Source organism: Burkholderia sp. BCC1208 (assembly GCF_902833095.1).
Taxonomy (GTDB): Bacteria; Pseudomonadota; Gammaproteobacteria; order Burkholderiales; family Burkholderiaceae; genus Burkholderia.
Map to the genome: position 1 here is coordinate 388,888 of NZ_CADFDY010000008.1, position 21,119 is coordinate 410,006.

Consider the following 21,119-nt stretch of genomic DNA (forward strand, 5'->3'; position numbering starts at 1 on the left):
CACGCCTTCTCAGGCCGTACTCATGCGCCGAGCGCGGCGCGCGCGCAGGTTTCGTCGGTGACGAGCCCCGACAGCCAGCCGCCGCGCAGCGCGGCAATCACCGCGTCGTGTTTCTTCGGGCCGCCCGCGAACGCGATCGTCGGCAGCTTCGGCGGCGTGGCGAGCGCGACGCTCGTCACGCGCGCGCTCGTCGACACGGTGATCTGCGTGCCCTGCGCGTCGATCGGCACGCCGAGCAGTTCGGCCACCGCGCCGAGCGCGGTCATCTCGTCGCGCTCCTGTTCGGTGATGAAGCCGTCTTCGTAGAGCGGGCAGTGCAGGCCGATGTTGCCGATCCCGACGAACGCGACGTCGGCCTCGCCTGACAGCGCCTCGACGATCCGGTACAGCCGGTGATTGCACCACTGCGCGCGCTCGGCGTCGCTGTCGGCGAACAGCGGCGCGGGCAGCAGGAAATGCTTGCTGCCGGTTTTCTCGGAGATGTACTGCGCGACGTCGTAGCGGTTCGACGAGCCGTCGGCCGCGATCGCGCCGACCATCGACACGAGCCGATGCTGCGGGCGCTCGATCTGCGCGATCTGCGCGACCGCGGCCTTCAGCGTGCGGCCGCTGCTGACCGCGATCACCATCGGCCGCGTTTCGTTCAGGTAGCGCTCCATCACCTGCGCGCCGGCGACCGCGAGCTTGCGGTCGATCGCGTCGGGCGCGTCGGCGTCGACGGGCACGACTTCGCACATCGCGAGGCCGTAGCGTTTCGACAGTTGCGCGCCGAGATCGAGACAGTCGGCCAGCTGATGGTCGACGCGCACACGGATCAGATTCTTCTCGACCGCGAACGCGACGAGGCGCTGCGCGACGGGGCGCGACACCTGCAGCTTTTCGGCGATTTCGTTCTGCGTGTCGCCCGCGACGTAATAGAGCCACGCGGCGCGCGTGGCGAGATCGAGTTTTTCTGAGGACTTGGACACGATAACGATTCGGTTCGGATCTGGGGGCCGCCCCGCGGACCGGCCGGCGGGCCGCATGACGGCATCCACTGTACCGCAGTCGCGCGCACGTCCGGCCGCCGCGCGCGCGAGCGCGGCGCCTACGCGAGCCGTGCGCGCGACGGTTCGTACAACGGCCGCACGTGACGGTACAGCGCGCGGAACGCATCGAGGCGTTCGCGCAGCCGCGCATGGCGGGCGGCGTCCGGTGCGTATTCGGCGCGCACCGGCGGCTTGGTCAGCACCGCATGCGGATCGCCGCCGACGGCGAGCCAGCCGAGCCGCGCCGCGCCGAGCGCCGCGCCCGTTTCGCCGCCGCCGATCTGGCGCGTGCGCACGTTCAGCGCGTCCGCGATCAGTTGCGCCCAGAACGCGCTGCGCGCGCCGCCGCCGATCAGCGACAACTGGTCGGTTTCGACGCCGGCCGCATGCAGCGCGTCGAGGCCGTCGGCGAGGCCGAGCGTCACGCCTTCGAGCACCGCATAGCCGAGGTGTGCGCGCTCGGTCGCGTGCGTCATCCCGAAGAACGCGCCCTGCGCGTACGGATCGTTGTGCGGCGTGCGCTCGCCCGACAGGTAGGGCAGGAACAGCGGCGCTGCCGCGAGCGCGTCGGCGTCGAGCGCCGCGACTTCGGCGAGCAGCGCGGGCTCGTCGGTGCCGGTCAGCTTGCAGACCCAGCGCAGGCAGCTCGCGGCCGACAGCACGACGCTCATCAGTTGCCAGCGATCGGGAATCGCATGGCAGAACGCATGCACGGCCGATGCGGGATTCGGCATGAAGCGGTCGCCGACTACGCTCAGCACCCCGGACGTGCCGAGCGACACGAAGCCGTCGCCCGCATGGATCGCACCGATGCCGAGTGCGCTCGTCGCGTTGTCGCCGCCGCCGCCCGCGACCACGACGGCCTCCGACAGCCCGAGCTCGCGTGCGATGTCCGCGCGCAGCGTGCCGGACGGCGCGTTGCCCTCGACGATGCGCGGCATCTGCTCGCGCGTCATCCCGCACGCGGCGAGCAGTGCGTCGGACCAGTCGCGGCGTGCAACGTCGAGCCATAGCGTGCCGGCGGCGTCCGACGGGTCCGACACCTTCGCGCCGGTCAGCCGGAATCGCAGGTAGTCCTTCGGCATCAGCACGCACGCGGTCGCCGCGAACACGTCGGGCTCGTGCTTCGCGACCCACAGCAGTTTCGGCGCGGTGAAGCCGGGCATCGCGAGGTTGCCGGCCAGCGCGTGGAGATCGGGCGCGCGTTCGGTGAGCAGCGCGCATTCGTCGGCGCTGCGCATGTCGTTCCACAGGATCGCGGGGCGCAGCACGCGATCGTCGCGGCCGAGCAGCACCGCGCCGTGCATCTGACCCGACAGGCCGATGCCGCGCACCTGCGCGAACGCCTGGGAGTGCCGTTCGCGCAGTGCCGCGAGCGCGGCGAGCGTGCCTTGCCACCAGTCGTCCGGATGCTGTTCGGCCCAGCGCGGATGCGGCCGCGACACCGTGAACGGCGAGCCGGCGGTGCCGACGACCGCGCCGTCCGGGGCGAGCAGCAGCACCTTCACTTCCGAGGTGCCGAGGTCGATGCCGAGATACATGAGCGATCCGTTCCGTCAGAGAGGAGTCGCTACTTTAGTCGCGCGGCCGGGCACCTGCCAAGGCTGGTTCGCCCGGATGCACGCTCGTGCGTGGCGGCCGCCGCGCGTCAGCGCTGCGCGAGCCATCCGTCGACGCGCCAAAGCCCGCCGCGCAACGCCTCGAACAGCGCCGCGTTGCCGGCCAGCGACCCCCACAGCGGGCGGCTTGCGCACAGCGCGACGACCGGGTCGTCGGCTTCGACGATCGCACGCGCGGCGCTTTCGTCCATCACGCCGTCCTGGTACGCATACGGCAGCGTGCCGCGCGCCCAGCGTTGGAGAAAGCGCAGGAACAGCGCGGGCAGCACGGCGGTGGCGACCGGCGCGGCGCCGCGCGCGAACGATTCGACGAGCGTCGGCGCGATGAAGCCGGGGATCTTCGAGAAGCCGTCGGCCGCGACGCGCTGGTTCGTGTCGAGCACGTACTGGTTGCCGAAGCGCTCGAGCACGACGTCGCGGTAGCGCGCGAGATCGAGCGGGCTCGGCGTCAGGCACGGGATCACGTCCTGCGTCACATAGTCGTGCGCGAAGCGGCGGATCGCGGCGTCGTGCGTGCCTTCGTGGATATACGTAAGCCCCGCCAGCGTGCCGGCCCATGCAATGCAGCTGTGCGTCGCGTTGAGGATGCGGATCTTCGCTTCCTCGTACGGATGGACGTCGTCGACGAGTTCCGCGCCGGCCAGTTCCCAGCGCGGCCGGCCGGCCGCGAAGCGGTCCTCGATCACCCACTGGATGAACGCTTCGCCCATCACCGGGCATGCGTCGTCGATGCCGGTGGCCGCGCGCACGCGCTCGCGCACGTCGTCGGTCGGGCGCGGCGTGATGCGGTCGACCATCGCGCTGGGCGTCGCGACGTTCGCATCGAACCACGCGATGAGATCCGTTTCGCCGCGCCGTTCGAGGAATTCGCGCATCCCCGCGCGAAAGCGTGCGCCGTTGTTGCGCAGGTTGTCGCAGCTTTGCAGCGTGAGCGGGCCCGCGCCGCGCTTCACGCGTTCGGCGAGCAGCGCCGCGAGCGCACCGTACAGGGTCGTGCGCGCGCCCTGCAGGTCGGCTGCGAGATCGGCGTTCGCCAGGTCGAGCCGGTTGTGTTCGTCGAGGTAGTAGCCGCCTTCGGTGACGGTGAACGACACGATCCGGCAGGCCGGATCGGCGCCGGCGTCGATCAGCGCGGCGAGATCGATCGACCACGGCAGCACGCGCGTGATCGAACGGACCGTCTCGTAGGCGCGCTCGCCTTGCGGCGTGACGGTTTCGAGTGTGTACGCGCCATGTTGCGCGGCGAGCGCGTCCATCGTCGCGCGCATGTCGTCGCGGATGTTGCCGACGGTCAGCGACCAGCGTTCGTCGGCCGGCACGGCCGCGTTCACGCGATGCAGATACCACGCCTGATGCGCGCGGTGAAACGAGCCCGCGCCGATGTGCAGCAGCACGGGCGTGCGGGCGGAGGGCGATTCACTCATCCGGTGTCTCCTTTTCCTGCCTGTCTATCCTGCCGAATACGATCATTTGCTCTTTGTGTGAGCGAATGATCGTATTCGGGCGAGCGAAAGTCAAGGCGGGGAAATGGCATTTCGATGGTGCGCTGCGGCGGTGCGCGGGCAGGGCAGGCGCGACGGAGCGGGCGGAAAAGCGTCAGCGCCCTTCGCGCGTGAGTGCGACGAGTTCGTCGAGCAGCTTGCCGGCCGGCCCCGGCAGGATCCCGTGGCGGCGCCGGAAGGCGGTGAGCGTGCGCACCGCGACCACTTCGCGCACGGGCAGCGTGTCGATCGTGCCGGCGCGCTGCTCGGCGCCAACCATTGGCTCGGCCATCCAGCTCAGGAAGCCCGCGTGCGCGACTAGGCTCTTCAGCGTCGTGACCGAGCGCGTCTCGACCGCGATGTCGGGCAGCGCGAGCCCGTGCGCGTCGAAGGTCGCGCGCATGTGGTCGAACGGCGCGGTGCCGCGCGGCGGAAGCGCCCAGCGTGCGTGCAGCGTATCGGCGAGCGTCGGCGCACGGCCGAGCGCGCGCAGCGGATGGTGCGGCGCCGCAACGATATGGCTGCGATCTTCCCAGCGGCATTCGGGGATCGCGACGATCTCGTCGGTATCGGGCCCGTGCGCGGACAGCGCGAGGTCGATCTCGTGTTTGTTCAGCCCTTCCGCGAGCCGGTCCCACACGCCTTCGAGGATCTCGACGCGCAGGTTCGGCCAGCGGTCGAGCACGCGGCCGACCGCGACCGGCAGCACGAGGCTCGCGATGCTGCCCACCGTGCCGACCTTGATCGTGCCCTTCGCGAACCCGCGCATCGCGTCGAGCTCCTCGCGCGCATGCTCGGCCTCGTGCTGCAGCAGCGTCGCGTGCGGCAGCAGCGCTTCGCCGAATGCGGTGAGCTGCACCCCCTTCGAATGGCGCTCGAACAACGGCGCGCCGACCTGCTCCTCGAGCCGCTTCAGGATCCGGCTCAGCGCCGGCTGCGTGACGTGCAGCGCGTCGGCCGCGCGGCCGAGGCTGCCGCACGCGACGATCGTCGTGAACGCGCGCAGTTGTCGGAGATCGAAAGTCATGCCGGAGCGTAATGGCTTTTTGCAGAAAATACAGTATCGGTGAATGGCTTGCGCTTCGATACTGTGGAAACCGCCAAGCCATCGAGGAGCGCCGAGCATGTCCGGTCACCCGCCCCCTTCCGCCGCATCGATCACCGTTCGCGATGCGGTCATCGACTTGCTCCGCCAGTTCGGCATCGACCGCGTGTTCGGCAATCCCGGCTCGACCGAGCTGCCGATGTTCCGCGACTTCCCCGACGATTTCCGCTACGTGCTCGGCCTGCACGAAGCCGTCGTGGTCGGAATGGCCGACGGCCATGCGCAGGCCACCGGCAATGCGGCGGTCGTCAATCTGCATTCGGCGGCGGGCGTCGGCAACGCGATGGGCAATCTCTTTACCGCGTTCAAGAACCGCACGCCGCTGATCGTCACCGCGGGCCAGCAGGCGCGCGCGATTCTGCCGTTCGATCCGTTCCTCGGCGCGACGCAGGCCGCCGAGCTGCCGAAGCCTTACGTGAAATGGAGCATCGAGCCCGCTCGCGCGCAGGACGTGCCGGCCGCGATCGCGCGTGCGTACCGCATCGCGATGCAGGAGCCCCGCGGCCCCGTGTTCGTGTCGATTCCGGTCGACGACTGGGACCAGCCGGCCGAGCGGCTGCCGCGGCGCGACGTCAGCAGCATCGTGCGGCCCGATCCCGACGCGCTCGCGCGGCTCGGCGACGCGCTCGACGCCGCGCGGCGCCCCGCATTCGTGGTCGGCGCGGCCGTCGATCGCGCGGGCGCGTGGGACGAGGCCGTGCGTCTGGCCGAGCGGCACCGTGCGCGCGTGTACGTCGCGCCGATGTCGGGGCGCTGCAGCTTCCCCGAGGACCATCCGCTGTTCGCCGGCTTCCTGCCCGCGATCCGCGAGAAGATCGTCGAGCGGCTCGACGGGCACGATCTCGTATTCGCGTTCGGCGCGCCCGCGTTCACCTATCACATCGAAGGCTTCGGCCCGCACGTGCCGCCGGGTGCGACGCTCTTGCAGCTCGTCGACGATCCGGGCATTGCCGCCTGGACGCCGTTGGGCGATGCGGTCGTCGGCAATCTGCGGCTCGCCGCGCGCGACCTGCTGGCGCGGCCCGCGCCGCCCGAGCGGCCGATGCCCGCGCCGCGCCCGCCGCACGTACGTGTCGACCCGCCCGCCGCCGGCGAGCGCATGTCGGTCGCGTTCGCGCTGCAGACGCTCGCCGACGTGCGCGACGCGCACGACATCGTCGTCGAGGAGGCGCCGAGCGCGCGGTCGGTGATGCAGGAGCATCTGCCGTTCACGCGCAGCGGCACGTTCTACACGATGGACAGCGGCGGCCTGGGCTACGGGATGCCGGCCGCCGTCGGCGTCGCGCTCGCGCGGCCCGGCCGGCGTGTGATCGGGCTGATCGGCGACGGCTCGAGCCTGTATTCGATCCAGGCGCTGTGGAGCGCCGCGCAGCTGAAACTGCCGATCACGTTCGTGATCCTGAACAACCGGCGTTACGCGGCGCTGCAGGATTTCGCGCCCGTGTTCGGCTTCGGCCCCGGCGACCCGGTGCAGGGCACCGATCTGCCCGACCTGGATTTCGTCGCGCTCGCGCAAGGGATGGGTTGCCGCGGCGTGCGCGTCGCCGATGCCGGCCGCCTGCGCGACACGCTGACCGACGCGCTGCGGGCCGCGACGCCGGTCGTCGTCGAAGTCGAGATTGCCTGACGCGCCGCGCGCGTCTTTCCGGAGATTCCATGCAAACCGTAGCGATGCTGATCGGCGGCGAACGCCGCCACTCGTCCGGCGGCGCGACCTTCGTGCGCCGCAACCCGCTCGACGGCGAAATCGCGTCGGTCGCGCCCGCGGGCACCGTCGACGATGCGCGCGCGGCGGCCGATGCGGCCGCCCGTGCGTTTCCCGAATGGGCCGCGCTCGGCCCCGGCGCGCGACGCGCCTTGCTGCTGAAGGCGGCCGCCGCGCTCGAAGCGAAACACGAGCAGTTCGTCGCCGCGATGGCGGCCGAAACGGGTGCATCCGCGCTGTGGGCCGGCTTCAACGTGCGGCTTGCGGCGAGCGGGCTCGTCGAGGCCGCGTCGCTGACCACGCAGGTCGGCGGCGAGCTGATCCCGTCCGACGTGCCCGGCTCGCTCGCGATGGGCGTGCGGCAGCCGGCCGGCGTCGTGCTTGGCATCGCGCCGTGGAATGCGCCGGTGATCCTCGCGACGCGCGCGCTCGCGCTGCCGCTCGCATGCGGCAACACGATCGTGCTGAAAGGATCGGAACTGTGCCCCGTCACGCACGGGCTCGTCGTGGAGGCGCTGCAGGAGGCCGGGCTGCCGCCGGGCGTCGTCAACTTCGTGACGAACGCGCCCGACGATGCGGGCGCCGTCGTCGATGCATTGATCGCGCATCCGGCCGTGCGCCGCGTGAATTTCACCGGCTCGACGCGGGTCGGGCGGATCGTCGCCGAAGCGTGCGCGCGTCACCTGAAGCCGTCGGTGCTGGAACTCGGCGGCAAGGCGCCGTTCGTCGTGCTCGACGACGCCGATCTCGACGCGGCGGTCGCCGCGGCCGCATTCGGCGCATTCGCGAATTCCGGGCAGATCTGCATGTCGACCGAGCGCATCGTCGTCGATGCGTCGATCGCCGACGCGTTCGTCGCGAAGCTCGTCGACAAGGCCGCATCGCTGCCGCTGGGCGACCCGCGCAACGGGCCCGTCGTGCTCGGTTCGCTGATCGACGCGAAGGCCGTCGAGCGCTGCAACGCGCTGATCGACGATGCGCTCGCGCACGGCGCGACGCTGCTGTGCGGCGGCAAGGCCGACAGCACGCTGTTTCCCGCCACGCTGCTCGACCACGTGACGCCGGCGATGCGCCTCTACGCGGAAGAATCGTTCGGCCCGGTGAAGGGCATCGTGCGCGTCGACGGCGAGGAGGCCGCGATCCGCTGCGCGAACGACAACGCGTTCGGGCTGGCGTCGGCCGTGTTCAGCCGCGACGTCGCGCGGGCGCTGCGTGTCGCCGCGCGTATCGAATCGGGCATCTGTCACGTGAACGGCCCGACCGTGCACGACGAGGCGCAGATGCCGTTCGGCGGCGTGAAGGACAGCGGCTTCGGCCACTTCGGCGGCCACGCCGGCATCGCCGCGTTCACCGACCTGCGCTGGATCACCGTGCAGACGGCGCCGCGCCACTATCCGTTCTGACGAGGCCGCCGACGATGAGAATCGCGATTCTGGGAGCGGGCGCGATGGGCTCGCTGTTCGGCGGGCGGCTCGCCGAAAGCGGCGAAGCCGTCACGCTGATCGACGTGAACGATACGCATCTCGATGCAATCCGTCGCGACGGGCTGCGCATCGACGACGATCGCGGCGAACGGCGCATTCGCACGCTGCAGGCCGTGCGGCCGGAAGCCGCGAATGCGCATGCGGCCGCCGCGCCCGACACACCGTTCGACCTGCTGATCGTTTTCACGAAATCGCTGCACACGCGGGCGGCGCTCGACGGCGTGCGCGCGCTGCTGACGCCGGGCACGTTCGTGCTGACGCTGCAGAACGGGCTCGGCAACGTCGAGACGCTGAATGCGTTCGTGCCGCTCGAGCGCATCCTGGTCGGCGTGACGACGTGGCCGGCCGATGCGGCCGGACCCGCGCACGTGCGCTCGCACGGCGCCGGCACGATCCGCATGATGACGGCCGACGGCGCGGCGCGCCCGTTCGCGACGGCCGTGGCCGACGCGCTGTCGCGCGCGGGGCTCGCGTGCACGCTCGATGCCGACGTATGGGCCGCGATCTGGGAGAAGGTCGCGTTCAATGCGGCGCTCAACACGCTGTGCGCGGCGACGGGCTGCACCGTCGACCAGCTCGGCCATCATCACGACGGTCCGCGGCTCGCGCTGGCGATCGCGGCCGAGACCGCCGCCGTCGCGCGCGCGAAGGGCATCGCGGTCGACGGCGAACGCATCGCGCGCAACGTCGAGCATGCGATCCGCGAACATCGCGGCCATCGCCCGTCGATGCTGCAGGACGTGCTCGCGGGCCGCCGCACCGAGATCGACGCGATCAACGGCAAGGTCGTCGCGGCCGCGCGCGAAGCGGGTGTCGCGGCGCCGCATGCCGAGACGCTGCTCGCGCTCGTCCGGCTGATCGACGCACGGACGCACTGAGCAACAGGCCGGCGGCCGGCTGGCGCCGCGTGACGATACGGATGCCGCGCACGCGAGGCGATGGCGTCGGATCGTGAAGGGTCGGACAGGACGCCGGCGCCGATGCATGGGCGCCGGCCGACTGCGCACCACGAGATCCGGGCACGCGTGTGCGCCAGCCCGGACAACAGGAGACGCCATGAAAGCCATCGAATACCCTCGTCTTGCCGCGCGCCGTTCGCGCACGTCGACGCCCGCGTGCGGCGCCCGGGAGGTCGCATGAGCACGCGCGACGCACTGGATGGACGGCTCCCGCCGTCGGTCGACATCGGCACGACGCTCGACGACGGCCCGTTCACGCCGATGCAGCGCGTCGTCGTGCTGCTCGCCGCGCTCGCGATCGTGCTCGACGGCTTCGACGGGCAGCTGATCGGATTCGCGATTCCCGTGCTGATCCGCGAGTGGGGCATCACGCGCGGCGCGTTCGCGCCGGCCGTCGCGGCGGGGCTGGTCGGGATGGGTATCGGCAGCGCGTGCGCGGGGATCGTCGCGGACCGCTTCGGGCGCCGCCAGGCCGTGATCGGCAGCGTGTTCCTGTTCGGCATCGCGACCTGCGCGATCGGCTTCGCACCCGACGTCGCGACGATCGCGATGCTGCGCTTCTGCGCGGGGCTCGGGATCGGCGGCGCGCTGCCGACGGCCACGACGATGACCGCCGAATACACGCCCGCGCGCCGCCGCACGATGATGGTGACCGCGACGATCGTCTGCGTGCCGCTCGGCGGGATGCTGGCCGGCCTGTTCGCGCACGAGGTGCTGCCGCGCTACGGCTGGCGCGGGCTGTTCTTCGCGGGCGGTGCGTTGCCGCTCGTGCTCGGCTTCGTGCTCGTGCGCGCACTGCCCGAATCGCCGCGCTATCTCGCGCGGCGCCCCGCACGCTGGCCGGAACTCGGCGCGCTGCTCGCGCGGATGCAGCGGCCGGTCGCGCCGGGTACCGTGTTCACCGATACGAAGGACGCCCGCGCGCCCGGCGGCCGCGGCGGCTTCGGCACGCTGTTCGCGAGCGGCCACGCGCGCGACACGATCGCGCTGTGGTGCGCGTTCTTCATGTGCCTGCTCGCCGTGTACGCGGCGTTCAGCTGGCTGCCGACGATGCTCGCGGCGAGCGGATTGAGCGTGTCGGTCGCGGGCTCGGGACTCACCGCGTACAACCTCGGCGGCGTGATCGGCGCGCTGCTGTGCGCATGGGCGATCGCGCATGCGGGGTCGCGCTGGCCGCTCGCGCTGTGCAGCATCGGCGGCGCGGCGAGCGCGGTGTGGCTGATGGGCGTCGATGCGAGCCGCCATACGGGCTGGCTGATCGTCGGGCTCGGCCTGCACGGGCTGTTCGTCAATGCAGTGCAGTCGACGATGTATGCGCTGTGTGCGTACATCTACCCCACGGCCGTGCGCGCGACCGGCACCGCGAGTGCGCTCGCGTTCGGCCGGCTCGGCGCGATCCTCAGCGCGTTCGCGGGCGCGATCGTGATCACGGCGGGCGGCGCGGGTGCGTACCTGACGATGCTGGCCGTCGCGATGGGCGTGGTATGCGTCGCGCTGCTCGCGGTGCGGCGGCACATTCCGCGGCTGTCGCGCGCGCATGCGCCGCCGCGCGAAGGGGAGGAACTCGCTCGCACGCCGTCGTGACTGCGGCCGCGTGACGGGCGTTACAGCGTGGTGCGCACGTGCCAGAGTTCGGGGAACAGCACGACGTCGAGCATCTTGCGCAGATACGGCGCGCCGCTGGTGCCGCCGGTGCCCTGCTTGAAGCCGATGATGCGTTCCACCGTGGTCACGTGACGGAAGCGCCACTGGCGAAACGCATCCTCGAGATCGACCAGTTCCTCGGCCATCTCGTACAGCTCCCAGTGCTGCTGCGGATGACGATAGACCTCGAGCCACGCGGCTTCGACCGTTTCGTCGTGACGCGTCGGCTGCGTCCAGTCGCGATCGAGCCGCCCGGGCGCGATCGCGAACCCGCGCCGTGCGAGCAGGCGCACGACCTCGTCGTAGAACGACGGCGCCTCGAGCGTCGCGCGCACCTGTTCGAGGATGTCGGGCCGGTGCGCATGCGGCTGCAGCATCTGCGCGTTCTTGTTGCCGAGCAGGAATTCGAGCTGGCGATACTGGTACGACTGGAAGCCCGACGACTGGCCGAGATACGGCCGCATCGCCGAATATTCGGACGGCGTCATCGTCGACAGCACGTTCCACGCCTGCACCAGTTGCTCGAGGATGCGCGACACGCGCGCGAGCATCTTGAACGCGGGCGGTAGCGCGTCGGTGCGCACCGCGTCGAGCGCGCCGCGCAGCTCGAACAGCGCGAGTTTCATCCACAGCTCGCTCGTCTGATGCTGGATGATGAACAGCATCTCGTTGTGATCGGGCGACAGCGGATGCTGCGCATCGAGGATCGAATTCAGCGACAGGTAGTCGCCGTAGCTCATCGACTTCGAGAAATCGAGCTGCGCGTCGTGCCAGCCGCCTTCAGCGGCTTCGCCCGGCACGTGCGACGCTTCGTGCGCGGCTTGCGCCGGCTGGGCGGCGCGTGCGCCCGAGAACGGGCAGCCTGCCGGCGCGTCGCCGCCAGGGGGCTGCATATGACCAGAATTCACGACTTTCTCCAGATTTGAATGACGAACGCGCGGCGTGCGCTGCGCATGCAACCGCGGCGCGCCGCGCAAAAACGGTCAGGTCACCGCACCGCGTTCGGCGAACTCGGGCGCCTTCCACGCGTCGGTGGCGAGGATGTCGCGCAGCGTCTCGACCGCATCCCATACGTCGGCGAAGCGCGTATAGAGCGGCGTGAAGCCGAAGCGCAGCACGTACGGCTCGCGGTAGTCGCCGATCACGCCGCGCGCGATCAGCGCCTGCATCACTTCGTAGCCGTGCGGATGCTCGAAGCTCGCCTGCGAGCCGCGCTGGTGATGCGCGCGCGGCGTGACGAGCTTCAGCGACAGGCCGGCGCAGCGCGCTTCGACGAGCGCGATGAACGCGTCGGTCAGCGCGAGCGACTTGCGGCGGATCGTCTGCATGTCGGTCTGCAGGAACACGTCGAGGCCGCATTCGACCATCGACATCGACACGATCGGCTGCGTGCCGCACAGAAAGCGCGCGATGCCCGGATCGGGCGCGAAGCCCGGCTGCATCGCGAACGGCGCGCGGTGGCCCCACCAGCCCGACAGCGGCTGCGAGAAATGCGCGAGATGGCGCTGCGGCACCCACACGAACGCGGGCGAGCCGGGGCCGCCGTTCAGGTACTTGTACGTGCAGCCGACCGCGCCGTCCGCCCGTGCGCCGTTCAGGTCGACCGGCACCGCGCCGGCCGAGTGCGCGAGATCCCACAGCATCAGCGCGCCCGCGTCGTGCACGAGCTGCGTGACGGCCGGCATGTCGTGCATGTAGCCGGTGCGGTAGTTCACGTGCGTGATCATCGCGACGGCCGTGTCCGCGCCGAGCGCGCCGGGCAGGTCGGCCGGATCGTCGATCAGGCGCAGTTCGTAGTCGCCGCCGAGCTGCTCGATCAAGCCCTGCGCGATGTACAGGTCGGTCGGGAAGTTCGAGCGCTCCGACACGATCACGCGGCGCTCGGGCGCACGCTCGGCCTGGTGGCGCAGCATCGCCGACAGCAGCTTGAACAGGTTGATCGAGATGGTGTCGGTGACGACCGTCTCGCCGGGCGCGCCGCCGATCAGCGTCGCGAGTTTGTCGCCGAGGCGGCGCGGCAGCGCAAACCAGCCGGCCGTGTTCCAGCTGCGGATCAGGCCTTCGCCCCATTCGGCGCCGATCACCTGCTGCGCGCGGGCAGCCGAGGCGCGCGGTTGCGCGCCGAGCGAGTTGCCGTCGAGGTAGATCACGCCGTCGGGCAGCGAGAACTGCTCGCGCAGCGGGGCCAGCGGGTCGTCGCGGTCGAGCGCGAGCGCGTCTTCACGGGTCTTGATCATCATGATGTGGGGTCGTAGGTCGGGTAATCAGGAAGCCTGCGCGGGCAGGGCGCGCAGCACCGCGCGCACGGGGCTCGCGTCGAGCGTCGCGAATTTCAGCGGCAGCGCGATCAGTTCGTAGTCGCCGGCCGGCACGTCGTCGAGCACGATCCCTTCGAGGATCGCCATCCGGTGCGCGCGCACGCGGTGATGCGCATCCATCGTCTTCGATTCCTGCGGGTCGAGCGACGGTGTGTCGATGCCGATCAGCTTCACGCCGTGCGCGGCGAGCAGGTCGACGGTGTCGGGCGCGACCGCACAGAAATGGCTGTCCCATTGCTCGACGCTGGCACGCTCGTACGTGCGCAGCAGCACGCGCGGCGGCACGCCGTCGAGCGCCGCGGCGACGTCGGCCGGCCGCACGACCGGCGATGCGCCGATGCAATGGATCACGCGGCACGGGCCGAGATAGGTGTCGAGCGATACCGCGCCGATCGGTGCGCCGTCGGCGTCGTAGTGCAGCGGCGCGTCGCAGTGCGCGCCCGTGTGCGGCGACAGCGTCAGGCGCGCGACGTTGACCGGCGAACCGGCCTCCATCCGCCACACGCGTTCGACGGAAACCGGCGTATCGCCCGGCCACACGGGGGTGGCGGGGCTGACAGGCGGCGAGATGTCCCAGAGTATGTCCATGGCATGACGAATCGGTGAGTCGATCCTTCGAATGATAGGTGGACGCTCGCAGCAAGTGCTTGCGAAATAAACATGGACAATCCGCCGGATTGGCAGATAATTCGAATCAGAGGGAAAACGGGGACCATAAATGCACGCGATCACGCTCGATGCCACCGACTGCCGGATCCTGGCGGTATTGCAGGAGGAGGGCAGAATCAGCAATCTCGACCTGGCCGAACGCATCTCGCTTTCGCCATCCGCCTGCCTGCGCCGCATGCGCCTGCTCGAGGAGCAGGGCGTGATCGAGCACTATCGCGCGTGCCTGAGCCGCGAGAAGCTCGGCTTCGAGCTCGAGGCGTTCGTGCAGGTGTCGATGCGCAACGAAGAGAATCAATGGCACGAGCGCTTCGCGGAAGCGCTGCGCGAATGGCCGGAGGTGGTCGGCGCGTTCGTCGTGACGGGCGAGAGCCACTATCTGTTGCGCGTGCTCGCGCACAACCTCAAGCACTATTCGGATTTCGTGCTGAACCGCCTCTACAAGGCGCCCGGCGTGATGGACATCCGTTCGAACATCGTGCTGCAGACGCTGAAGGACGAAGCCGGCGCGCCGGTCGGCCTGGCGCGCACGGGGGCGATCAAAGCGGTGTGAGGCCGTGGAAGCCGCCGCCGTGGAACACGAGCGGCGGTGCCGTTTCCGATATGGCGCGCACGCCGCAGCGTTCCACTTCGCCGACGAAGATCACGTGGTCGCCTTCGTCGTATCGGCTGCGGTTGTGGCATTCGAACCACGCGAGCGCGCCGTCGAGCACGGGCATCCCCGAGTTGCCGGCCACATGCGCGATTCCTTCGAAGCGGTCGCCCTTGTAAGTCGAGAAGCGCTTGCACAGGTCCAGTTGCGACGCCGCGAGCACGTTCACCACGTAATGGCTGTTGCCGCGGAACACGGGCGTCGACGCCGATTTGTGCGCGAGGCTCCACAGCACGAGCGGCGGATCGAGCGAAACCGAATTGAACGAGCTGGCGGTGATGCCGATCAACTGACCGGACGGCGCCTGCGTCGTGATCACCGTCACGCCCGTCGCGAACTGGCCGAGCGCCTGCCGGAAGGCGGCCGAGTCGAAATCCGGCGGATTGGCGTGGCTCATCGGGCAGCCATCCGGAACGGGACGGGCGGGCGCGACGCGACACGGGTGTGACGGGCGCGGCGGACGAAAGACGACAAGGCGGTGGAAGGGGAAGGGATGCGCATGGCCCGATTTTAGCGGAATCGGGGCCGCCGGGCCCGGTCGGGCGGTGCAGCGCGACGGCAGGGTGACGTAGCGAACACTGCGGCGCGCGGCCGGCGGCGCCGTTCTGTCGCGTTTTTCAACGATGCGGCCGGTCACGCCGGCGCCGGGTTGCCCGGGCAGGCATCGCGACCCGTGCTATCGCCCCGCCGCCAGCCCGAGCGACAACGCACCGGTCACGATCAGGCTCGACGCCCACACCGCATCGAGATTGAACCAGCTGCGCGACACGAACTTCAGCCCGAGATAGCGGTACACGAGCCACGCGAGTCCGCCGCCGGTGGCGATCATCGCGGCCGCGTGCACGGCCGCGACGACGAGCGCCATGCCGAGATGCGCATCGACGAGCAGCGCGGCCGCGCGATGGCCGGCATCCCGGTCGAGCCCGCAAAGGCCGAGGTAGATCGGCACGAGCATCAGCCCCGCGCCGTGCGCGAGCGCGACCGCGAACGACCACAGGCCGAGCCGCGCCGGCGCAATCCGCGCGAGCGCCCGCGGATGCCGGCGCCGGATCAGCAGCACCGCGCCGAAGCCGATCACGAGTGCGCTCGCGCCGATCCGGATCGCCGACTGCCATGCGAGCAGCGCCGCAAGCAGTCCGAACGGCAGCATCACCGCGAAGACGGCGAGCGTATGACCGAGCGCGAGATAGCCGAGCGCGGCGACGAGCGCGGCGCCGCGGCGCGTCATCAGCGCGTTCGACACCGCGAGCGGCCAGCCCATCGCCGGGTTGAGCCCGTGATAGACGCCGCTCGCGAGCACCGCCGCCCACAACGCGAACGGCGCGTGAAGGCCGGCGCTCAACGCGTGACCGACGGATAGCAGAACGAGTCGGTCGAGCAGTCGCCGCCTTCGAGCCGGATCTGGTGCGCGCGATAGCCGTCGGGGAATTCGACCCAGTAGTCGTCGGCGAGCGTCAGCCCGCCGTCGGGCCCCGCGTGCGCAAGCACCTGCGCGGCCGGCACGCCGTCCGGATAGAACTGGTCGTCCCACGTCGAATAGAGCGAGTTGGTCCAGTACACGCGCCGGCCGTCGCGGCTGATCTCGACCATCTGCGGGCCGCCCGCGAACGTGCGGCCGTTCGAATGCGGCGCACGGCGCGCGATGCCGCCGATGCGTACCGACCCGGCCAGCACCGGATTGTGCGGATCCGACACGTCGTACTGGCGCATCTCGCCCGTGCCCCAGCACGACACGTACAGGAACCGGTCGTCGAGCGACAGGTCGATGTCGGTCACGAGCGGCGGCACCGCGCCGAATCCTTGCAGCAGCGGCGGCAGCTCGTCGGCTGAGGCCGGCTCCGCCGGGATCGTCGCGGTCTTCTTCGCATGGAACTTGCCGCCTTCGCGCCACCAGGTCCAGATCGAACCTTCGAGATTGGTCGTATCGACCACGACGCCGACGAACCCGTACTCGCGCACCGGGTCGTGCGCGGGCCGCACCTCGAGCGCCATCTGGTGCTGCGCGCCGAGATCGATCGTCTGCACGTTGCGTCGCGCGCGCAGGTCCCAGAAATGCAGCCGGTGCCCGTACTTGTTCGCGAGCAGATCCTCGGGGACGATCCCGTTCTCGAATTGCGGCGGCAGCGCCCATTCGCTCGACACCATGTAGTCGCGCGGCAGGTTCCACCAGAAGTCGTAATGCTTGTCCTGCGGGCCGCGGTCGATCTCCCAGCGGCCGAGCACGTCGAAGGTCTCGCAATCCATGATGAAGATGCCGGGCGCGCCGTCGGTGCCGTCCTTGCCCGCGCCGCCGAGCGTGCTCACGTAGATGCCCTCGGGGCCGCAATGCACGGTGTGCGGCCGCGAATAGCCGGTCTTCGCGAAGATCTCGTCGGGCTCGATGATCTTGTGGATGCGCGCCTGCGTCGGATGCGGCTTCGTGTCGATCACGTAGATGCGCGACGAGCGCAGGCCGGGGATGATCAGGAAGCGGCGCTCGAGGAACGCATGGCCGGTGAGCGGCGACAGCGACGACGAGCACGCATTCCAGCCGAAGTGGTGAAACTCGTCGCCGGTGTTCGGCATCGTCACCGTGTGCACGATCTTGCCGTACGTCGGCGAACCGGGCTTCACGTCGATCACGGCGAGCGCGTCGGGTCTGGAAAAATCGGGGCTCAGCAACAACGTATACGCGAATGCTTCGGCCGGCGCCTGCATCGCGAGCTCGGGCGAAGCGTGAAACGTCGGGTCAGGCCGCATGCTCATGGCGATGTCCTCTCGATGATGTCGGATCGTGGACGCACGGCCGTTCGTCGCGGGCGTGCGGACTGCGGTTGCCGCGCGGCGCGCATCACGCCGGCGGAGCGATCGGCAGGCGCAGGCACGCGTCGGCGACGTGCGCGATGCCGTGCACCAGGTAGTGAAAGCGGGAAAAGGCGAAGGGGCTGCCGCGCGGCGTCCACCGTGAAACGGGTACGCGCCATCGCGATGGTGCGCTTGACGTATCGGCGACCGGGCCCGCGGGGCAGGCGATATCCGTTAAGGCGTACATATCGATGTTCCGGCAGATGATGTTGACATCGGGGCAGGCATGCATCGGACGCTGCGCGGGCGTGACGGGTTGGCCGTCGCTTGCGCGTGCCTAAGTGTAGACGAGAAATCCGCGGCGGGTCGCGCGCGACGCCTGGCCGCTCCGCCAGGTACGCGCGCGAGTGAGATACTTGACGCAGTGCCGTTGTCCGCCCGCATCACGGGGCGCGCGACGGCGACGCGAAACGATGGCGCCGGCGCCTGCGTGCCGGCTGCCGTCATCCACGAGGGACTGATTTCATGGGGAACGAGATGCTTGAAACCGCGACGCTGGGAGGCGGGTGTTTCTGGTGCACGGAGGCCGTGTTTCTCGACGTCGACGGCGTGACGGCCGTCCAGTCGGGTTACGCGGGCGGCCATACGCGCAATCCCGGCTATCGCGACATCTGCGAGGGCGACACGGGCCACGCGGAAGTCGTCAACGTGACGTTCGATCCGGCGCGCATCGGTTATCGCGAGATCCTCGAGATCTTCTTCGCGACGCACGATCCGACCCAGTTGAACCGGCAGGGCAACGACGTCGGCACGCAGTACCGGTCGGTCGTGTTCACGCATTCGGATGCGCAGCGCGACACGGCGCTCGACGTGATCCGCGCGCTCGAGCACGAACAGGTGTTCGGACAGCCGATCGTCACGCAGGTCGTGCCACTCGACGGCAACTACTGGCCGGCGGAGGACTATCACCAGAACTATTACGCGCGGAACCCGGGGCAGGGCTATTGCTCGGTCGTGATCGGGCCGAAGCTCGCGAAATTCCGGCAGAAGTTCTCGCACCGGCTGAAGTCGCTGCGCGGCGCATGAGCGTCGGCGGCGGCGACCGGCGTCACGCCGCCTCGTTGCGCCACTGCGCGCACGCGGCGGCGATTTCGCGTGCGAGCGCGATGCACGACAGCGGCGCGGAGCCTTCCGCCTTGTTGTTGATCGTGATGATCACCGGCTGCCCGGCCAGCGCGTAGCGCGCGGCCAGTTCGGCGAGCGCCGAGCGCGTGGCCGGATCCTCGTCGACGAGCTTGTCGAACGGCTCGTATTTCGCCTTCGCCTGCTCGTACTTGAAGCCGCCGTGCAGGCTCCAGCGCACGATCAGCGGGCCCGGCGCGTCGCCGTCGAGCAGCGCGAGCGCGGCGGCCTGGCGCAGCGGGTCGGGCATCCGCGCGTGCAGGCCGACGCAGTAGCGCACGCCGAGCGCGGCCAGCGCACGGATGAAGCGCGGCGTGAGCAGGCTCGCGTCGCGGATCTCGATCGCGTAGCGCGTGCCGTCGGCGTCAGGCGGCAGCGGCGGCAGCGCCGCGAAGAACGCGGCGAGCCGGTCGATCAGCGCGGCCGGTTCCGCGAGCAGTTGATCAGGCAGCGGCGAGAACTGGAACACGAGCACGCCGGCTTTCCGGCCGAGCCCGTCGAGACACGGCTGCACGAATTCGCGGGTCGCGAGCGACGCATCGAGGAAGGTCGGGTTCGGTCCGGACGGCTCGCCGCGCCGGCCGCGGATCACCGCGTCGGTCACCGCGGCCGGCGCCTTCACGACGAAGCGGAAATCGTCGGGTACCTGCTGCGCGTAGCGCAGGTAATCGGCCACCGACAGCGGGCCGTAGAACGACCGGTCGAGGCTGACGCTCCTGAGCAGCGGATGGGCGCCATACGCTTCGAGCCCTTCGCGCGACAGCTTCGTCTGCGCGAAATCGCCGTCGTAGACGATGCCGTTCCAGCCGGGGAAATACCACGACGACGTGCCGAGCCGCACGTTCGGCGGCAGGCCGGCCGCGGCGTCGGCCACGTCCGCCGGGATCGGCGCGGGAAGCACGCCGCGCTTGCGGCGGCCTTTCTTCGGCGCGGCGGCCGGCGGGGACGGTTCGTCCCACAGCAGCCCGGACGACGGTGCGGGTGCGTCGTCGGCGGCGGGGCGGGAAGTCATGCGGGCGGGCGGCGCCGGTTGCGCGTCGTCCTGCGCGTGCGGCATCACGTGCTCGTCGGGGCTGGCGGGGCGGCCGCCGTCCGCGTGCGACGCGCGTGCGGCGTCCGTCGGCACGCCGAACAGGTCGAATTGTCCGTCGGCGTGCGACTCGTTGGCGTCGTCGTGATGTTGTCGTTCGGGCGGCGCCGTGCGCCGCGTCCTGCCGTCACCCATGCATGCCCAGCGTGAGGCGCCGCCTAGCGCGGCAGCGCGTGTTCGTACATGTAGCGCCGCGACCACGGCAGCGTTTTCGCGCTGCGTCCGGCCTTGCGGCACACGATCTGGAAGATCGACACGTCGTCGTGCTCGAACGCATAAGCGCAGCCGGCAAGATACACGCGCCAGATCCGGAATTTCTCGTCGTCGACGAGCTTTCTCGCTTCTTCGGCTTTCGCTTCGAAGTTTTCCGTCCAGATATCGAGCGTGCGCGCATAGTGCCGGCGCAGGCTTTCGACGTCAACCGCCTCGAGTCCGCCGCGCTGCGCCGCTTCGAGCGCGAGGCTGATGTGCGGCAGCTCGCCGTCCGGGAATACGTAGCGATCGATGAATTCGCCGCCGCCGAGCGCCGTTTCGCCGCTTTCCGCGTCGGTCGACGTGATCCCGTGGTTCATCGCGATGCCGTCGTCGGCGAGCAGGTCATGCACGCGCGAGAAGTAGAGCGGTAGGTTCTTGCGGCCGACGTGCTCGAACATCCCGACGCTCGTGATGCGGTCGAACTGGCCGTCGATCTCGCGGTAATCCTGCAGACGAATCTCGATCTTGTCTTCGAGCCCCGCGGCCTTCACGCGCGCGGTCGCGAGGTCGAACTGGTTCTGCGACAGCGTCACGCCGAGACACGTCGCGCCGAATTTCTGCGCGGCGCGCAGCACGAGCGCGCCCCAGCCGCAGCCGATGTCGAGCAGGCGCTGGCCGGGCTCAAGCCGGATCTTCGTCAGGATGTGGTCGATCTTCTTGATCTGCGCGGTGGCGAGATCCTCGTCGCCGTTCTCGAAGTACGCGCACGAGTACACCATGTTCTCGTCGAGCCACAACCGATAGAACTCGTTCGAGACGTCGTAGTGGTACTGGATCGCCTTCCTGTCGGTGTTCTTCGTGTGATTGAAGTAGCGCTTCACGCGTGCGAGCTTGCTCGCGCTCGTCACGGTGCTGCGCGCGAGCGAGTAGCCGATGTTGATGATGTCCGACAGCTTGCCTTCGATGTCGATCTTGCCCTTCACGTACGCCTCGCCGAGATTGTCGAGGCTCGGTTCGAGCAGCAGCGGCAACGCCGACGCGCTGTTCACCTTGAGCGTGACCTGCGGTGCGCTGAAGGTGCCGAAATCGAGTTGATCGCCGTTCCATAGCACGAGGCGCGCCGGTATGTTCGCTTTCGCCCGTACTTCGTCCGCCCACTGTGCCAGCTTCTTTTCCCAGAACATTTGGATTCTCCGTTTGTTCGTTG

Annotated in this window: 19 protein-coding genes; 6 read left to right on the plus strand and 13 right to left on the minus strand. The window is 69.8% G+C overall.

The annotated features are described in order from the left end of the window. Positions 1–20: 20 nt before the first annotated feature. From HWX09_RS21145 to HWX09_RS21160, 4 genes are all read right to left on the minus strand, one after another. On the minus strand, positions 21–1,025 hold the full coding sequence (locus tag HWX09_RS21145) for a sugar-binding transcriptional regulator (protein ID WP_027785270.1): 1,005 nt from the start codon (positions 1,023–1,025) through the stop codon (positions 21–23). 62 nt (positions 1,026–1,087) lie between these two features. Then, the gene (gene xylB / locus HWX09_RS21150; protein ID WP_027785269.1) at positions 1,088–2,569 is read right to left on the minus strand and encodes a xylulokinase; all 1,482 of its coding nucleotides are present in this window, start codon (positions 2,567–2,569) and stop codon (positions 1,088–1,090) included. Positions 2,570–2,676: 107 nt separating this feature from the next. Then, positions 2,677–4,071 carry a D-arabinitol 4-dehydrogenase gene (gene dalD, locus HWX09_RS21155; protein ID WP_027785268.1) on the minus strand — a complete coding sequence of 465 codons (1,395 nt, stop codon included), beginning with the start codon at positions 4,069–4,071 and terminating at the stop codon, positions 2,677–2,679. Positions 4,072–4,243: 172 nt separating this feature from the next. Next, positions 4,244–5,155, minus strand: coding sequence for a LysR family transcriptional regulator (locus tag HWX09_RS21160; protein WP_027785267.1), 912 nt, complete (start codon positions 5,153–5,155; stop codon positions 4,244–4,246). 97 nt (positions 5,156–5,252) lie between these two features. On the opposite strand from HWX09_RS21160, the gene mdlC reads away from it, so the two are divergent. The 4 genes from mdlC to HWX09_RS21180 all read left to right on the plus strand — a co-directional run bounded on the left by mdlC (position 5,253) and on the right by HWX09_RS21180 (position 10,965). Continuing rightward, the gene (gene mdlC / locus HWX09_RS21165) at positions 5,253–6,860 is read left to right on the plus strand and encodes a benzoylformate decarboxylase (protein WP_027785266.1); all 1,608 of its coding nucleotides are present in this window, start codon (positions 5,253–5,255) and stop codon (positions 6,858–6,860) included. 29 nt (positions 6,861–6,889) lie between these two features. Then, positions 6,890–8,341 (plus strand): aldehyde dehydrogenase family protein, encoded by a 1,452-nt coding sequence (locus tag HWX09_RS21170; protein WP_027785265.1) that lies wholly within the window; start codon positions 6,890–6,892, stop codon positions 8,339–8,341. Positions 8,342–8,355: 14 nt separating this feature from the next. Continuing rightward, positions 8,356–9,300 carry a 2-dehydropantoate 2-reductase gene (locus HWX09_RS21175; protein ID WP_027785264.1) on the plus strand — a complete coding sequence of 315 codons (945 nt, stop codon included), beginning with the start codon at positions 8,356–8,358 and terminating at the stop codon, positions 9,298–9,300. A 258-nt stretch (positions 9,301–9,558) separates the two neighbouring features. After that, positions 9,559–10,965, plus strand: a complete 1,407-nt coding sequence (locus HWX09_RS21180) for an MFS transporter (RefSeq protein WP_027785263.1) — start codon at positions 9,559–9,561, stop codon at positions 10,963–10,965. 20 nt (positions 10,966–10,985) lie between these two features. On the opposite strand, the gene kynA is transcribed toward HWX09_RS21180, so the two are convergent. From kynA to kynB, 3 genes are all read right to left on the minus strand, one after another. After that, positions 10,986–11,918: a tryptophan 2,3-dioxygenase gene (gene kynA, locus HWX09_RS21185; protein WP_027785262.1), complete on the minus strand. Its 933-nt coding sequence runs from the start codon at positions 11,916–11,918 to the stop codon at positions 10,986–10,988. Positions 11,919–12,008: 90 nt separating this feature from the next. Then, positions 12,009–13,259, minus strand: coding sequence for a kynureninase (gene kynU, locus HWX09_RS21190; protein WP_027785261.1), 1,251 nt, complete (start codon positions 13,257–13,259; stop codon positions 12,009–12,011). A gap of 30 nt (positions 13,260–13,289) precedes the next feature. Further along, positions 13,290–13,931, minus strand: a complete 642-nt coding sequence (gene kynB, locus HWX09_RS21195; RefSeq protein ID WP_027785260.1) for an arylformamidase — start codon at positions 13,929–13,931, stop codon at positions 13,290–13,292. 130 nt (positions 13,932–14,061) lie between these two features. On the opposite strand from kynB, the gene HWX09_RS21200 reads away from it, so the two are divergent. Beyond that, positions 14,062–14,562, plus strand: a complete 501-nt coding sequence (locus HWX09_RS21200; RefSeq protein WP_006477992.1) for an Lrp/AsnC family transcriptional regulator — start codon at positions 14,062–14,064, stop codon at positions 14,560–14,562. Here the strand turns inward: HWX09_RS21200 and HWX09_RS21205 are convergent. From HWX09_RS21205 to HWX09_RS21220, 4 genes are all read right to left on the minus strand, one after another. Continuing rightward, on the minus strand, positions 14,549–15,058 hold the full coding sequence (locus HWX09_RS21205; protein ID WP_027785259.1) for a flavin reductase family protein: 510 nt from the start codon (positions 15,056–15,058) through the stop codon (positions 14,549–14,551). The two genes, HWX09_RS21200 and HWX09_RS21205, sit on opposite strands and share 14 nt — an antisense overlap. Positions 15,059–15,337: 279 nt before the next feature. Continuing rightward, on the minus strand, positions 15,338–16,003 hold the full coding sequence (locus tag HWX09_RS21210; RefSeq protein WP_027785258.1) for a hypothetical protein: 666 nt from the start codon (positions 16,001–16,003) through the stop codon (positions 15,338–15,340). After that, positions 16,000–17,406, minus strand: a complete 1,407-nt coding sequence (locus HWX09_RS21215) for a selenium-binding protein SBP56-related protein (RefSeq protein ID WP_027785257.1) — start codon at positions 17,404–17,406, stop codon at positions 16,000–16,002. Before HWX09_RS21215 ends, HWX09_RS21210 begins: the two co-directional genes overlap by 4 nt. Before the next feature lie 85 nt (positions 17,407–17,491). Further along, positions 17,492–17,737, minus strand: a complete 246-nt coding sequence (locus HWX09_RS21220; protein WP_155257375.1) for a hypothetical protein — start codon at positions 17,735–17,737, stop codon at positions 17,492–17,494. A gap of 233 nt (positions 17,738–17,970) precedes the next feature. Between HWX09_RS21220 and msrA the strand changes: the two genes are divergently transcribed. After that, entirely contained in the window at positions 17,971–18,531 is a 561-nt protein-coding gene (gene msrA / locus HWX09_RS21225) for a peptide-methionine (S)-S-oxide reductase MsrA (RefSeq protein WP_027785256.1), read from the plus strand. A 22-nt stretch (positions 18,532–18,553) separates the two neighbouring features. On the opposite strand, the gene HWX09_RS21230 is transcribed toward msrA, so the two are convergent. Both HWX09_RS21230 and HWX09_RS21235 read right to left on the minus strand, forming a co-directional pair. Then, positions 18,554–19,852, minus strand: coding sequence for a DUF72 domain-containing protein (locus HWX09_RS21230; protein WP_027785255.1), 1,299 nt, complete (start codon positions 19,850–19,852; stop codon positions 18,554–18,556). Between the two features lie 23 nt (positions 19,853–19,875). Then, positions 19,876–21,096 (minus strand): cyclopropane-fatty-acyl-phospholipid synthase family protein, encoded by a 1,221-nt coding sequence (locus tag HWX09_RS21235; protein WP_027785254.1) that lies wholly within the window; start codon positions 21,094–21,096, stop codon positions 19,876–19,878. Between the last annotated feature and the right edge of the window lie 23 nt (positions 21,097–21,119).